Below are 14502 nucleotides of genomic sequence, written 5' to 3'. Positions count from 1 at the left end.
AACTTCTACTTAAGATAAATACAAAAAACCTCTAAGGACAATACCTTGAGGTTTCGTTGGCCGGGGCTTCCGCTTACGGAAACGGATGCGGATAAGGATTAAGCTCCTCCATCGTCAGCCTGTGATTTACGTAACCAAGCTTCATCGGTACCTCAAGGATCCTGTCAAGGCCCGTCAAGCGTCTAATATGATGTCCGAACGTCATAGGCAGCATTCCTGGAAACAGCACTTTCACACAGCGCAAACCGTTGCGGAGTGTCTCGCTTGACGACTGTTCGACTACAATGACATCCAAATGAAGACTGCGAAACGTCTGAAGAACTTGTTTTAAATCTTCCGCTAAATCCACATGCGACGGCACGGAAGGGAACTCTTCTTCGAATGTACGGATAGAGCGCCGTTCATCCAGCAAAAACCGGAGCCGTTCCTCCGCTTGCGGCAAACAGTACAGCAGAGCATGATCATCCATCTGCTGCACAAGGAACGAATCATTGAACATGGCTTCGGCTTCCGAGCTTCGTTCGGTCCATCGTTTTTCAATCCGCGGGATCAATCCCGCTAGCTCGAATATGGCACTCTTGGCCGCCCGAACCGGGTCGAGATGAGCTCCTGCGGCACAAATTAGGTTCACTCTGTGCTCTGTCCCCCCCTTCGCCAACGCCCATATGCTCGGAATTCCGTTTTCCACCGTCGTATTGTACAAGTATACCTCATATCCCGTGATCGCCCTAATACGATCGATCATTATCGACAGCTCCCGGTCCCCCGACGAGTTATGTTCTAGCCGAGAAACTGGTAGTCTGGCATACCAGGTCATCAAAAAGGAATCGCGTTCAACCACCTCGAAAATCCCGTGCAAGATCGCCTCCTCCAGACTTCCTCCGATCGCACACCCGTTGGAGGTTTCAAATACAAAGCCCCCTTCATAGCCCAGGCTGTAATACGCCAACAGTTTGGGAACCAAGACCGGACGTTCCTGTAGGAATGAATATCCCCAAACCCATTCCATCGGACGATCGGGATCAAATGGTATGAATGGAAAATCCGGTTGTTCGTACTGCTCCTTCGCATGAAACCCTACCTTAAAAGGATCCATTGCATCAACCTTAAGACGGGAATAGCTGTCGAACACAGCCGTCCGTTTGCCTAGGGGAGCGAAACCGCAATATCGTTCCAAGCCCTCTAGTATAGCTGTGAGTCCGCTTTCCGCATACGAATGCGAACGGCCTGACGTCACCTCATAGTGAAAGCCTAATGGGAGTTTTACGGCCATGCCGGCAAAGGCTGATACGAGATCCAACCACTTGTCATTAAAGATTCCGGTGCGGCTGTCCAAATAATCCTTTAACAAAACCTCTTGCAAATCGCCCAACGAACGGCATCGGTAACTATTGTTAAGTTTAAGGCACTCCATTAGTGATATTTCGGCGGCTTCCGGCGAATCGTCCGGCAATCTGCCGCAAACCGGACAATTCCCATCGGGCAAGACATAATGGATGGAGCAGTTCAAATTTCTAAAGTTGATTAAATAAACATGTCCTTCCGTATTCGCCTTTTCGCCCCGCAGCACCTTAGCCGTTTCCTCCGCTATGATATATGCCATATAACGATATCCCGCAGGGGATAACGCTTTAGTAAAACGAGGAGTAAAATCGGGTGTGACCAGCTTTTCTAATAACTCTTCTGCCTCTTCGAGGTTGCCTCCCGCCAAAGATAGCCGTTTTTCGGCACATTGGGAGCACCCGTCTCTCCCCGGAAAGATCAGCGGTCCTACCACCCCTTCCCCTATAGATGCATAGGCGCATAGCCAAGGAATGCCGAGCGGCCGCAGCATCTCTTCCGCTTCAAAGTAGGAGTTCTCTTGATCCTGCAGCACTAAAACAAGCTCTGCTGCAGGTATAGCTTGACTGAAATCCGATCTATGGACTATGAAGAACCCGGACAAACGCTTGCCTACCATATCCGCAAGCATTCCCTCCCCAATAATAACGACATGATTCATGGAATCTCCTCCTCTCCGAGCAGTACTCCATATATTAGAAACGTTCCTTTGCCCAGCAAAGATCCGCTCCGCATATCAAACAATTCGAGGCGTTTTTGGTGCTGCTTCAATGTCTGAATAGCCGACAGCACCAATGGAGCATAGATCATCGGATCGCTATTGGGAATCGTAATGTCCTGAGCTTCATGATCTTTAACAGCGGCTGAAGAAGACGCTACGCGTGCTGTCTTATTCAGCGCCTTCTGCAATGATTGGCGAAGTGCATGTGTGAGGCTAAGGTCTACGCTGCCATACCATGAGGAACCCGAATAGACCCACACGACCGGAAAGCCGAGCAGAGGCTCGCCAACTGCAATTATAGGTTCTCCTTCAATGATGCTAAGCGCTCGCAAATAATACCGGCATCGAATATCTTCGATGTGCGTGCATACTATGCGCGTGACAACTAGCTCATTAGGAAGCATCCGCTTATCCAATTCTTTGGTTAAACAAGATCTAAGCCCGCGTCCAACCGCTTCAGCGATGGTACATCCCGCCCCGATGCCTATGCCTTCCCGCTGATATGAAGGCAATCCGGAAAACAGCATTTGCTTCATTCGGGCAGCATAGGCTTCAAGTCCAGCTAATCCCGACTCGAGCCGCGCCTCCTCATGCGTCAGTCCGCTGCGGACGATAGCCGGCAAAAGATGTGCAGGTCCTTCCGACAACAGGTCAACCGGTTGAACAAGACACTGTGCTAACGGGAGTTGGATCAAATCCGCCTCTTCCCATACATGGAAAACGCCTGTTACCGGTGAAGTCAGTCGGTTGAAACAAGAAAACCATTCCTCCGGATCCATCGGTTCATGACTTCTTTCAAGGCTTTGCTCAATATTTTCCACTGGACATGCTGTCTCATAACCTGATACCAGGGGATGAGCGAGGAGCGGATGCCAGTTACCGGTTAATGTCACCGGGTCCAGTATGAAACATTGATTTTTGCATTCCGGTTCTTTCTCTCCCGCAACCGTTTTATGCCATTCATATACGATAAGATTAGATAATACGTCTGCGGCCGCAGCTGATAGAAGCTGCTGATCCCGTTCCTCGGGAAAAACGGACGAATGAATTCGCCGCCATGCCGACTCAAAGCGTCCGTACCCGTCAGGATGAAGCAGCGGGCCTGCCATCCCCTTTCCTCTTAAGGCCAAGGCTGGGAGCATCTGCTTCCTTTCCTCTATACAAGCATTCTGAAGTTTCTGGAGTTCCTCCAAATCGCCATGCTGCGAAACGTAAAAAATAAATGAATACGGCCGAACGATCGTCCTCCAATTCGGATCCTCGTCATCTGTTGTTGTAAGGATATTTAGTAAAGCCCCTGGGTCATTATGAAGAGCATGTTCCCAAAGCTTTGTGAGTTTTGCCGTATCAGTGGGCTGTGAATTCGTTACAAATACCGTGAATTTGGATAAACCTGATTCGAAACACGATTCAGCAAGAGAGAGCAGAATGGAACCGGAACCGACTGCGAGTACCTCTTCTTCCTGACTCATGCAAAAACCTCCCATAGTCATTTTATATGGTTTTTTACCATGCTATAAGTTATAGATGAACAGTCCGATTGATTGGACGAATAACTATCCATTACAAAAAATTATGGATTTTCAACGGTAATCATACTTCACCCCACCTTATTCGTGACATGAAGAAGCATTTCTTATAGGGCTACTTAGCGGCTAATCCTTTGCCCAATCCTTTTAGAAAATGAATGCCGAAGCCCATGGCCCGGTTGATATCCGGATCATGCATTACCTTAAGCAGATCGAACGTTCCTATTTTTTTATTCGATTGCAGATGCTCCTCCGCTTCATTCATCCCGGCAGCAACGCTGCTTAACAGTTTTTTCGTAACCTCCGGCTCCAATTCCGTTAGCATTCCGGCAGCCTCCATGAGATTGTTAATCATGTTCGTGACCGGTTTGCGTGTCGCCTGGCCGAGGGCGATTGTAGCGATGCTTACTTTGGCTTTAAGCATGGAGTGAACGGCTTCCAGAATTCCGCTGTCATGCAATTCCCGTACAATTTCCATCGTTTTTTTGAGAGCGGCATCGTTTTCCGCCAGATCAGCTGTGAGCTGATCCAGCGACTGCTGTTTCCTTTCGCTTTCCGTTGGCATGATCTTATGAATGGCTGCAATTGGTTTAGCCATGGCCTCTGACCTCCTTATTCTTGATCCACTAGGGCTACATAACCGGGACGGTTCCACTTCCGATGCACTTCTACCCCGTTTTGCGGATGACGCTTTTTATTCCTCGGATTAATAGGTGGCAGGGGACTGCCTTCCATTTCCAAGATTTGCATCCGCACCTTGATTTGTTTGTAGGCCGGCGTATGGGTTTTCACGTCAACCGCCCCTCCGGTCAACAGGTTCACTGCACTTTCATGGCTAGTCGAGTGCATAGGAACATAGATGTCTTTTCCCTTCATTCTGTCGGTCACAACCACACGGAGCTTAATAGCGCCATAGGGCGATTCCAGACGTACCAGCGTTCCGTCCTTGACACCACGTTCCTTGGCCAATTCCGGTGATACTTCCACAAACACCTCCGGAAGCTTGAGCTGGATGCCTGCGGATTTGGTTGTCATATTTCCTTCGTGGAACTGTTCAAGCAAACGTCCATTGTTCAGCGTGAGATCAAACTCCGCAGGGAATTCCGTCGGCGCAATATACTCGAAGAGCGCGAGGCGCCCTTTTTTATCCGGAAAATTGAATCCATTCTTATGGAGAAGCGGTGTGTTGCTTCCATCCGGAGATTCCCAGTGAAAGCTGTTCCAGCCTTCCAGCACGTCATAGTTGCATTGCGAGAAGAATGGAGTAAGGGACGCCATCTCCGCGAAAATTTCACTGTGATGAGTATAATTCCAATCAAATCCCATACGTTTCGCTACTTGACTGAAAATCCACCAGTCGGGTTTGCTGTCACCGATCGGTTCCAGCGCTTGATACAGCCGCTGCACACGGCGTTCGGTATTCGTAAACGTCCCCTCTTTTTCTAACGATGGAACAGCGGGGAGGATGATATCGGCAAATTCAGCGGTTTTGCTCAGAAATACATCTTGAACGACCAGGAATTCAATATTCGCAAGCATCTCTTGGGTATGAAGTGAGGCAGAGGATGGGAGGCTGTGATCCCTTCGGCTAATCTGCTTCCGAAGGCTTGTTGAAGCTCGATCAATGTTGAATTCTGTAAGCGAATCTTCTGCTGAGTCTCCCCCCAAAGTAGTTTCAGATCTTGGGAGGATGGCAGAAGTAAAAGAAGCATTGACAAAAGCGCGGTAAAGCGCGATGATTATAGGAAGTAGGAAGATGACGAATTTGCAGAGCAAACAACGAATGAAATGAACGTGGGATTCGCGTGCGTTTTATTCCTCGCAACACCTGAAAGATTGATTTTTCTATATTTTCATGTAGAATAATTAACCAGCATTTAACCAATTCCTTCACTTTGAAGAATTCGTTTAGTGCTGTTTTTTTTTCGTCCAAACTAGAAACAAAGAGACGGGTTGAGGTGATGATGATGGGACTTCAGATCGCAGATCAACTGAATCGCCCCTTACGAGACTTGAGAATATCCGTAACCGACCGATGCAATTTTCGCTGCCGTTATTGTATGCCGGAAGAAATCTTTGGTCTTGACTATCCGTTTTTACCAAAAGATAAGATACTGACGTTTGAGGAAATTACGCGACTAGCTGAGCTGTTTGTTTCCTTAGGCATAACTAAACTTCGCATCACAGGAGGAGAACCCCTCCTAAGAAAGGACCTGCCCACGTTGATTCGTTCGCTGAGTCATATCGAAGGGGTTGGCGATATTGCTTTAACTACAAACGGCGTATTTCTGCCTAAATATGCGGAAGAGCTTCGAGCGGCGGGTTTGGAAAGAGTCACCGTAAGCCTGGATTCACTAGATGACGAACGTTTTCGTCAGATGAACGGGGGGAAGGCCGGAGTCCAAGCCGTGCTGGATGGTATTCAAGCAGCGGCGCAAGCGGGATTGCAAGTGAAAATTAACATGGTCGTACAAAAAGGGGTTAACGATCAAGACATTTTGCCCATGGCCGCTTATTTTCAAGAAAAGAAGATCAACCTGCGGTTTATTGAGTTTATGGATGTAGGGAACACGAATGGATGGAAATTGGATCAAGTGGTTCCCAAGCAGCAGATCATCGATTTGATTCATGAACAGATGCCGCTGGAACCTATTGAGGCCCGGTATAAGGGAGAGGTAGCGACGCGTTATCGATACCAAGGAACCGATCAGGAAGTCGGGATGATTTCATCGGTTACCGATGCCTTTTGCTCTACGTGCACACGGGCGCGGATTTCTGCGGAGGGCTCGTTATACACCTGTCTGTTCGCATCCAAAGGATACGAGCTACGGGACATGCTGCGATCAGGCCAAACCGATGATGAGATAAGAGCTTATATTGAGAGGATCTGGAGAGGCCGGACTGACCGCTATTCGGAAGAGCGATTGAGCCATACGCAAGTGTCGTCCAAGATTGAAATGTCTCATATCGGAGGATGATCCGGATCCTTATGAACGGGTTAAATGATTGCTAGGGAGTTGAACGTATGGGGAAGCCAACCGAGGTGAAGCGCCAGATCATCCGTTACCGGCACGGTGAAATCGAGCGCTTGCAGGATACCGTTGTGACCGAACATCCGGTTACGATTAAAATCAATAAGCAGGAATTTGCGACTATGGTATGTACATCGGAGTATATTGAGGATATGGCAGTAGGATTCTTGGCCTCCGAGGGCGTTATTCAAAGGTATGACGATATTGAAGATATTTGGTATGAAGGGAGAGAAGGATTTGTTCACATTACTTCATGAACGATGCGAAGATGGCAAAAACCATGAGAGATGTTCATGTCATATTGTCTTTTGAGGACATCTTTCGTTTAATGCGCTTAATGCAAAGTTCGGCACGAACGTTCCAAGATACCGGGGGAGTTCATAACGCCGCACTCTGCGATAAAAATGAGATCGTCCTGTCAAGGATGGACATAGGCAGGCATAATGCTTTGGATAAAATATACGGATATTGTTTGAAGCACGATATCTTATTGCAAGATAAAATTATCGTGTTCAGCGGACGCATTTCGTCCGAAATCTTATTGAAGGTCGCAAAGATCGGGTGTGAGGTGGTCTTGTCCAAATCGGCTCCGACGGAGCTTGCGCTTCAACTGGCAGAGGATCTCGGAATAACTGCCGTGGGATTTGTGCGGAATCAATCTTTAAATGTGTATACGCATCCTCAAAGGATCGAAGAATTGGGAAATTTGGGTTAGAATGGATTATTCAAGGAATTGATCTTGCCCTCTTGCGAACAGCATAAACAAGACCCCGAGGGAAATCACAACAAGTAGAATAGGCGCAATCATAAGCATAAAGAAATCCATGGCTCATTCAACCTTTCTTGGAGGGATTCCCTCTCACATATTCTGCATCGAATAGGAACAATCGCATTAACAAAACAAGGGATGGAATAAGCAGAGACAAGCCGGCAAGGAAGACGACAATGAGGGAGATGGCCATAGCATCGTTAGTGAAGCCTTGGTGAATGGTAATAAACGGATAAAGAATATACGGCAAATGGGAAGCTCCGTATCCGAAGAAGGCAAAGGCGAATTGCAGCATGACAAGAATAAAGGCCCAACCAAAGCCTTCTCGTTTATAAATCAGATACACGGCACCCACGAAGCAAAGAAGCGAAGCGACGAACATCCAGGCCAGGTCAAGCATGGCTTGGAAATGCTCCGGATTGTGCCAATCGATAGCGAAAAAAACAAATATACTGCAAACGATCGTCGGCGGACTCCAGCCTAGTGCGTAGCTCCGGACGATTTCAAGTGCTTCAACATCCTGCGCCTTGTGGGCGTAGTAGGAAAGAAACATCGCAGAAATATAGAGAACGCTAACGAGCGCAAGCAGCACTACTGACCAGGAATACGAGCTTGTAAAGAGCTTGCCATAGTGTAAAAGAACTTGACCGTTCTCTTCCGTCATGTAGCCTCCTTCCGATATTGTCAGAACGGTTGATAAGGAAGCGGGAATGAGAAGGCCGGTTGCTCCATACAAAAACGTATACAATCGGCTTTGTTTTTGCATTTGTCCATAAATACTAAAAGCATAATATGAGCCGCGAATCGCAAGCAGAACAATCGCGATGCTGCCTGGCACTAAAAGGGCCGTTCCGAAGTAATAGGAGCTATCCGGAAAGAAGCCGACTATGCCGACAAAGAAGAAAACCAGGAACACATTCGTAACTTCCCAGACCGGAGAAAGATATCGTTTGATGATGTTTTGAACTAAATGCTGTTTCCCGGTAACGTAGGAGTAGTAACTGAAGAAGCCTGCCCCGAAATCAATGGAAGCCACGATAAGGTAGCCGTACAAAAATGTCCATAGGACCGTAATGCCGATAATCTCGTATCTCATTGCGCAGGTCCTCCCTCAATCCCTCTGTTCTTGAGTTCTTCATGTAATTCGTTGTTGATGAACATTCTCCCTAGCACTTTGACCAAAGTAAACCCAATAGCCACGTATAGGATACAGAACAACAGAAGCATTAAATCCACTTGGTTAGAGGTTGTTGCTCCATGAGCTGTCTTCATATAACCTCTAAGGATCCACGGTTGTCTGCCTACCTCGGCGTAAAACCAACCGAGCTCGGTTCCCAGCAGGGCAAGAGGGCCTGACAGGGCGATCAGCCTAAGCAGCCAACGAGGATATTGCACGCTTTTTAATTTGCGTACCATCCAGACCGAGAGCATGGAAAGCACCATCAGAAAGATGCCTATCGTTACCATGGAGTCGAACAGGTAATGGACCATCAGCGGCGGACGTTCATCGACAGGCGTGTCATTTAAACCCTGCACAACGGAATTCGGGTTGTCATGAGCTAGAATGCTTAGGGCGAATGGGATTTTTAACCCGAATTTAATCTGATGATCTTGCGTTAATATCCCCCCAAGAACAAGCGGTACCTGTCTAGCTGTCTCAAAATGCCATTCGGCAGCAGCCAGCTTCTCGGGTTGGTATATCGCCAGGAATTTCCCGGAAAGATCCCCAATGAGTGCGGTTGTAATAGAGAAAACAAGGGCAGCGATCATCGTTAGCTTGAGCGCTTTACGGTGATAGAGCGAATCGCGCTTCTTAATCAACGCGGCGCCGGCTATCGTCGCAAGAACGAAGGCGCTTGTCATATAAGCGGAAGAAAGCACATGGGCGACCTTCGTCGGAGTAGCGGGATTGAACATGGCTACGAGCGGCTGAATGTCGGTAATCGAGCCGCCCTTCAGCGTAAAGCCCTGCGGGGTATTCATAAAGGCGTTCACGGTTGTGATAAAAAAAGCCGAAGCCGAGGATCCGAGCATGACTGGAATAAGGAGAAGAAAATGAGAGACGGGCCTCCGGAACCGATCCCATGTGTACAGGTAGATCCCCAGGAATATGGCTTCGAAGAAAAAGGCGAAGGTCTCCATAAACAAAGGCAAGGAAATGGCTTGGCCGGCAACGCGCATAAAACTTGGCCACAGCAGGCTGAGCTGCAGACCTATCGCGGTTCCAGTGACGACGCCGACGGCTACGGTTATGACGTAGCCTCGGGTCCAGCGCCGCGCGAGAAGCAAGTAGTAAGGATCGTTTCGCTTCATGCCTGTCCATTCGGCGAATGCGATCATGACGGGAATACCGACACCCACGGTAGCGAATATAATATGAAAGGCGAATGTGAGCTCCGTAAGCATTCGGCTGTATAGCACCGGATCATAAGCCATATGATATCGAACTCCTTTTCAGTTTGAAACTGACTTGGGAAAGCAGCAACTACAATGTTGCGAGCATCTGTCGGATCCAGGATAAAAGCATGACTAGAGCGACAAGAATACAGAGCCGGGTTAACCATTTTTCTTGCTTTCTGTATTTATCTATAGGGATCACCTGCTGTATACGTCCATTGATGGGTAAATCAGAATTTATCTTAGATTAGAATTCCAATTATTATGAAGTTCATTCTTCTGACGAAGTAAATGACGTATCTGCGTACTTGTAATGGATTCAATTTTTAGTATGATAAATGAGTATTCCAGTCAATTTTTAGGAGAGCGGTGTATAATGAGAAAGGAAGCAGGATTTAATGAAATCATTAGAAAAGTTCGGAAAGATTTGTTCGGGAAAGGTCCTGAACGAATTCATACCACTTTCGTAAATAATATGGCAATCAGTATGCTTCACGGGAATTTAACGCCTACTGAAAAGTTTATTGCCCAAGAGGCGGAAGGTAAGCAGATGGTGCACGCTGCACGAACCAAAATGGTACAAAAGATTTATCCTTCGCAATTTAAGAAGGAGCTGGAGGACTATATGAACTCCAAGCTGGTACATCTATTTTCGGATATTAAAATTGAAGAAGATGTGGCCATTTCCGTTTTTATTTTTGAGGATAAAATTACGGACTAGGAGAGAGCCGTGTTCATTTGAACTGCGAAAGAGTTTGACGATAATAATCATAAGCCGCTTAGTATGTGTGACTAGAAGGTCCGGCGGACCTTCTAGTCACTTTTTATGTTATAGTATGATTTTTTGTCATCTTCACAAAATAATCCCAAATGATATTAAAATATGGACAATTCAGGCGGGTGAATTATGAAGGACAGTATTGTTTCAATACATATCGACGGTAACGAGTTCGAATGTCAATCCAACCAAACGATATTGCAGGCTGCAGAGTCTCATGGTTACTACATTCCCCACATTTGTTACCATTCCAACCTAGGCTCCATCCAATCCTGCGATACCTGTATAGTTGAGGTTAACGGTGAATTAAGACGTTCCTGCGCCACAGAGGTTACACCGGGAATGACAGTCAATAGTCTGTCTGTGAAAGCCAAGGCAGCACAAATGGAGGCCATGCAGCGAATCCTCGAAAATCATGAGCTCTATTGTACCGTTTGCGATAACAATAACGGAAATTGTACCCTGCACAACACGGCGGAATATTTACAGGTAGAGCATCAAAAGTATGAATTTAAACCGAAGCCCTATCCTCCGGACAACACCCATCCGTTTTACCGTTATGAGCCTGATCAATGTATTTTGTGCGGTCGGTGTGTAGAGGCTTGTCAGGATCTGCAGGTCAATGAAACGTTAACGATCGACTGGAGTTTAGACAGGCCCAGAGTATTGTGGGACAATGGAGTACCCATTGATGAGTCATCTTGCGTTTCGTGCGGACATTGTGTCAACGTTTGTCCTTGTAACGCATTAATGGAAAAGACGATGCTGGGTGAAGCGGGTTTCTTAACCGGTATTCCGAATGAAGTATTAATGCCGATGATTGACCTAACCAAGGAAGTGGAGCCTGGTTATCAAGAGATATTTGCCATTTCAGAAGTGGAGGCGGCTATGCGGACCTCCCGCATTAAGCGGACAAAGACGGTTTGTACCTATTGCGGAGTGGGCTGCAGCTTTGAGGTATGGACGAAGGGTCGGGAAATTCTTCGAATTCAACCGGATGAGAAAGCGCCTGTTAACGGCATATCCACTTGCGTAAAGGGGAAGTTCGGATGGGATTTTGTTAACAGCAAAGAACGATTAACCAAACCGTTGATTCGTCAAGGTGACAAGTTCATCGAATCGACCTGGGATGAAGCACTTACTCTGATCGCGGACAAGCTTGGTGCAATTAAAGAAACCCATGGCCCGGATTCGATCGGCTATATCGCATCTTCCAAGTGCAGCAACGAGGAAAATTTCCTTTTTCAAAAGTTTGCGCGTGCCGTAATGGGAACAAACAATGTAGATAACTGTTCGCGTTATTGCCAATCGCCTGCTACGGCTGGGCTGCTGCGTACGGTTGGAATCGGTGGAGATTCCGGGACGATCCGCGATATTGCCGGCTCGGAATTGGTCATGGTCATTGGCGCCAACCCTGCTGAATCCCATCCGGTATTAGCGACAAGAGTGAAGCGCGCACACAAGCTTCACGGTCAAAAATTGATCGTGATCGATCTGCGAAAGCACGAATTGGCCGAGAGAGCGGATCTGTTCCTGCGCCCGAAGCCGGGGACAGACTTGATTTGGCTGTCTGCCGTAACCAAATACATTCTTGACCAAGGCTGGGAAGACAAAGCATTTCTTGAAGCTCGTGTCGAGGGAGTAGAAGCTTACATTCAATCCTTACAAAAGTACACGCTTGCTTATGCAGCTGAATATACAGGCTTCACACAAGAAGATATCATTCAAATAGCGACCATGATTCATACGTCTAAGTCGGTTTGTGCCTTATGGGCTATGGGGGTTACTCAGCATACCGGGGCAACGGATACTAGTACCGCAATATGCAATTTATTGCTGATTACCGGGAACTTCGGTCGTCCCGGTACAGGAGCTTACCCGCTCAGAGGGCATAACAATGTACAAGGTGCTTGCGATTTCGGAACGATGCCCGCTTGGTTTCCCGGCTATGAAGCCGTACAGTCGGAAAGCGTTCGGAACAGGTACGAGAAAGCGTGGGGCGTCAAGCTTCCGGAGAAGCCGGGGCTGAACAATCATCAAATGGTGGAGGCCATCCATGAGGGCAAATTAAAAGCCATGTATTTGTTCGGGGAAGATATGGCTCTTGTCGATTCGAATGTAAATCATGTACACGCTGCTTTTAATCAACTTGATTTTTTTGTCGTACAAGATATCTTCTTCTCCAAAACAGCGCAGTTTGCGGATGTTGTGCTGCCGGCGTCGCCAAGTCTTGAGAAAGAAGGGACCTACACAAACACAGAACGTCGCATCCAGCGGTTTTACCAAGTATTTGAGCCATTGGGGGATTCAAAGCCGGATTGGGTCATATTTCAAGAGCTTGCGAATCGCCTTGGTGCGGGTTGGAGCTACAAGCAACCGGGTGACATTATGGCTGAAGCTGCGAGCCTGGCGCCCATTTTCGCGGGTGTTAGCTATGAACGGCTGGAAGCATGGAACAGCTTGGTCTGGCCCGTTGCCCCTAATGGGCAAGATACACCTTTGCTATTCACTAAAAAATTCGGCTTTCCAAGCGGGAAGGCCAAATTGTTTCCTGTTGCATGGACACCGCCTTATGAAGCAGGAGTTGATTTCGATTTGCATTTAAATAACGGCAGGCTGCTTGAGCATTTCCACGAAGGCAATATGACATATAAATCCGAGGGCATTTCACACAAGGTTCCTAGAGAATGGCTTGAAGTATCCCCTGAGCTAGCTGAAGAGCGAGGGATTCAAAGCGGGGCGCTGGTACGACTGACTTCACCTTATGGTCATGTAAAAGTGCGCGTAGAAGTGACGGACCGTGTAAAAGGGAACGAATTATATTTGACGATGAACTCAGCAGAGGGAGATTCAGCAGTGAACTATTTAACGAGCAGCTATCATGACCGTATCACTCATACTCCAAGCTACAAAGAGATGGGAGTGAAAATGGACATCTTGGAACCAAAGGGAGAGCGGCCGCTCCCGCGCGTGAATCATCGCTTCGGCAATCGAGTACCTCAGCTTGGCGTTAAAGTGGAAGACAAATGGAAGCGGGCCGACTATATACCGATTGCGGAAACAATTCAAGGGAGGGATAGCATTGGCGACGGCGATTACGGGCATTGAGAAGAAAATAGCTAGCGAAGTGGATGAGGAAAAACAATCGATTGAGGAGCTGCTGCAAGCGGCTAGGCGTCATAAGGAACCGCTCCTTGCATTCCTTGATATTCTGAGCGAAATGCATCAGTTCGGGCTCTTAGAAGCGGCGCAAGCCCTATTGAAGAATAAAAAACAAATTGTTCTCATCGGCCTTGACCAAATGAATAAGCCGGGAGCTCATCGGATTATAAAGAATGGGATGGGCGCTGTAGAATTTCTGGCTTCAATCGAACCTGCAAAGCTTCAAACCCTACTGAACGGGGTATCAAAAGGGGTTGAGCTCGCCGCGGATCCGGATCGAGACCATAAACAGCCAGGAATATGGGCAATGGCAAAATCATTACGCCAACCTGAAATGCTTGCATCTTTGTCGATGATGATGAACTTTTTGAAGGGTATGGGACAAGGTCTGCGCAAAACCCATTAAGGTTGGAAGGGGCTGTTGACTTGATTACAAAAATGATGATTGTCCAAGGATTGACCAGACAAAGCGATGCCGATAAGGTGAGCCATGCCCTGCGTGAAATATGGGGTGTGAAAGAGGTGGAGGTTAACCTCAACCGAAAAGAAGTAAAATTCTCGTATGATGAGTCTGCAGCTTCTTATAAGGATTGTCTGGAAGCCGTTGTAGAGTCAGGATATCCTATCTCATTACAGGATGATTTGCAAAGCCATAGCTTGCATGACTGGCAGCTAGAAAAGGATTCAGGAGGAATAAAGAATGCCCCTTATCTGTGAAGTATGCGGAAATCGGGAAGAGGCTGCCGAAGCCAACCTTTCGAAGGATCATTTGC

The 14502-nt window shown here is 47.4% G+C and carries 11 protein-coding genes and 2 pseudogenes; 6 read left to right on the top strand and 7 right to left on the bottom strand.

Annotated features, from left to right (window positions below; genetic code table 11):
* Positions 1 to 73: 73 nt before the first annotated feature.
* The 4 genes and pseudogenes from O9H85_RS18115 to O9H85_RS18100 form a co-directional block, all read right to left on the bottom strand.
* The gene (locus tag O9H85_RS18115) at positions 74 to 2002 is read right to left on the bottom strand and encodes a TOMM precursor leader peptide-binding protein (RefSeq protein ID WP_269882826.1); all 1929 of its coding nucleotides are present in this window, start codon (positions 2000 to 2002) and stop codon (positions 74 to 76) included.
* Positions 1999 to 3534 carry a hypothetical protein gene (locus O9H85_RS18110; RefSeq protein WP_269882825.1) on the bottom strand — a complete coding sequence of 512 codons (1536 nt, stop codon included), beginning with the start codon at positions 3532 to 3534 and terminating at the stop codon, positions 1999 to 2001. The genes O9H85_RS18115 and O9H85_RS18110 overlap by 4 nt, the downstream gene beginning before the upstream one ends.
* A 172-nt stretch (positions 3535 to 3706) precedes the next feature.
* Complete coding sequence (locus O9H85_RS18105) at positions 3707 to 4189, bottom strand: helical membrane plugin domain-containing protein (RefSeq protein ID WP_269882824.1); 483 nt, start codon at positions 4187 to 4189, stop codon at positions 3707 to 3709.
* Between the two features lie 14 nt (positions 4190 to 4203).
* Positions 4204 to 5172: pseudogene (locus O9H85_RS18100) on the bottom strand (molybdopterin oxidoreductase family protein); the annotation flags it as partial.
* Between the two features lie 386 nt (positions 5173 to 5558).
* On the opposite strand from O9H85_RS18100, the gene moaA reads away from it, so the two are divergent.
* Both moaA and fdhD read left to right on the top strand, forming a co-directional pair.
* The gene (moaA, locus tag O9H85_RS18095; RefSeq protein ID WP_409348165.1) at positions 5559 to 6569 is read left to right on the top strand and encodes a GTP 3',8-cyclase MoaA; all 1011 of its coding nucleotides are present in this window, start codon (positions 5559 to 5561) and stop codon (positions 6567 to 6569) included.
* Positions 6570 to 6616: 47 nt separating this feature from the next.
* Positions 6617 to 7338 (top strand): annotated as a pseudogene (gene fdhD / locus O9H85_RS18090) (formate dehydrogenase accessory sulfurtransferase FdhD).
* Between the two features lie 6 nt (positions 7339 to 7344).
* On the opposite strand, the gene cydS reads toward fdhD, so the two are convergent.
* Genes cydS through O9H85_RS18080 form a run of 3 tightly spaced genes read right to left on the bottom strand, consistent with a single transcriptional unit; the run spans position 7345 to position 9828 of the window.
* On the bottom strand, positions 7345 to 7437 hold the full coding sequence (gene cydS, locus O9H85_RS37805; RefSeq protein ID WP_409348164.1) for a cytochrome bd oxidase small subunit CydS: 93 nt from the start codon (positions 7435 to 7437) through the stop codon (positions 7345 to 7347).
* Between the two features lie 19 nt (positions 7438 to 7456).
* Positions 7457 to 8488 (bottom strand): cytochrome d ubiquinol oxidase subunit II, encoded by a 1032-nt coding sequence (locus tag O9H85_RS18085; protein ID WP_269882823.1) that lies wholly within the window; start codon positions 8486 to 8488, stop codon positions 7457 to 7459.
* A complete protein-coding gene (locus O9H85_RS18080) occupies positions 8485 to 9828 on the bottom strand; it encodes a cytochrome ubiquinol oxidase subunit I (protein ID WP_269882822.1) in 1344 nt (447 codons plus the stop codon). Before O9H85_RS18080 ends, O9H85_RS18085 begins: the two co-directional genes overlap by 4 nt.
* A 337-nt stretch (positions 9829 to 10165) precedes the next feature.
* Here O9H85_RS18080 and O9H85_RS18075 point away from each other — a divergent pair, with 337 nt between their 5' ends.
* The 4 genes from O9H85_RS18075 to O9H85_RS18060 all read left to right on the top strand — a co-directional run bounded on the left by O9H85_RS18075 (position 10166) and on the right by O9H85_RS18060 (position 14446).
* Entirely contained in the window at positions 10166 to 10510 is a 345-nt protein-coding gene (locus O9H85_RS18075) for a Na-translocating system protein MpsC family protein (RefSeq protein WP_269882821.1), read from the top strand.
* A 186-nt stretch (positions 10511 to 10696) separates the two neighbouring features.
* The gene (gene fdhF, locus O9H85_RS18070; RefSeq protein ID WP_269882820.1) at positions 10697 to 13675 is read left to right on the top strand and encodes a formate dehydrogenase subunit alpha; all 2979 of its coding nucleotides are present in this window, start codon (positions 10697 to 10699) and stop codon (positions 13673 to 13675) included.
* Positions 13650 to 14135, top strand: a complete 486-nt coding sequence (locus O9H85_RS18065) for a helical membrane plugin domain-containing protein (RefSeq protein WP_269882819.1) — start codon at positions 13650 to 13652, stop codon at positions 14133 to 14135. Before fdhF ends, O9H85_RS18065 begins: the two co-directional genes overlap by 26 nt.
* A gap of 20 nt (positions 14136 to 14155) precedes the next feature.
* On the top strand, positions 14156 to 14446 hold the full coding sequence (locus O9H85_RS18060; protein WP_269882818.1) for a heavy-metal-associated domain-containing protein: 291 nt from the start codon (positions 14156 to 14158) through the stop codon (positions 14444 to 14446).
* Positions 14447 to 14502: the final 56 nt, after the last annotated feature.

This window comes from Paenibacillus gyeongsangnamensis (assembly GCF_027533625.1).
Lineage (GTDB): Bacteria > Bacillota > Bacilli > Paenibacillales > NBRC-103111 > Paenibacillus_G > Paenibacillus_G gyeongsangnamensis.
This window is presented reverse-complemented; position numbering and strand designations above follow the sequence as displayed.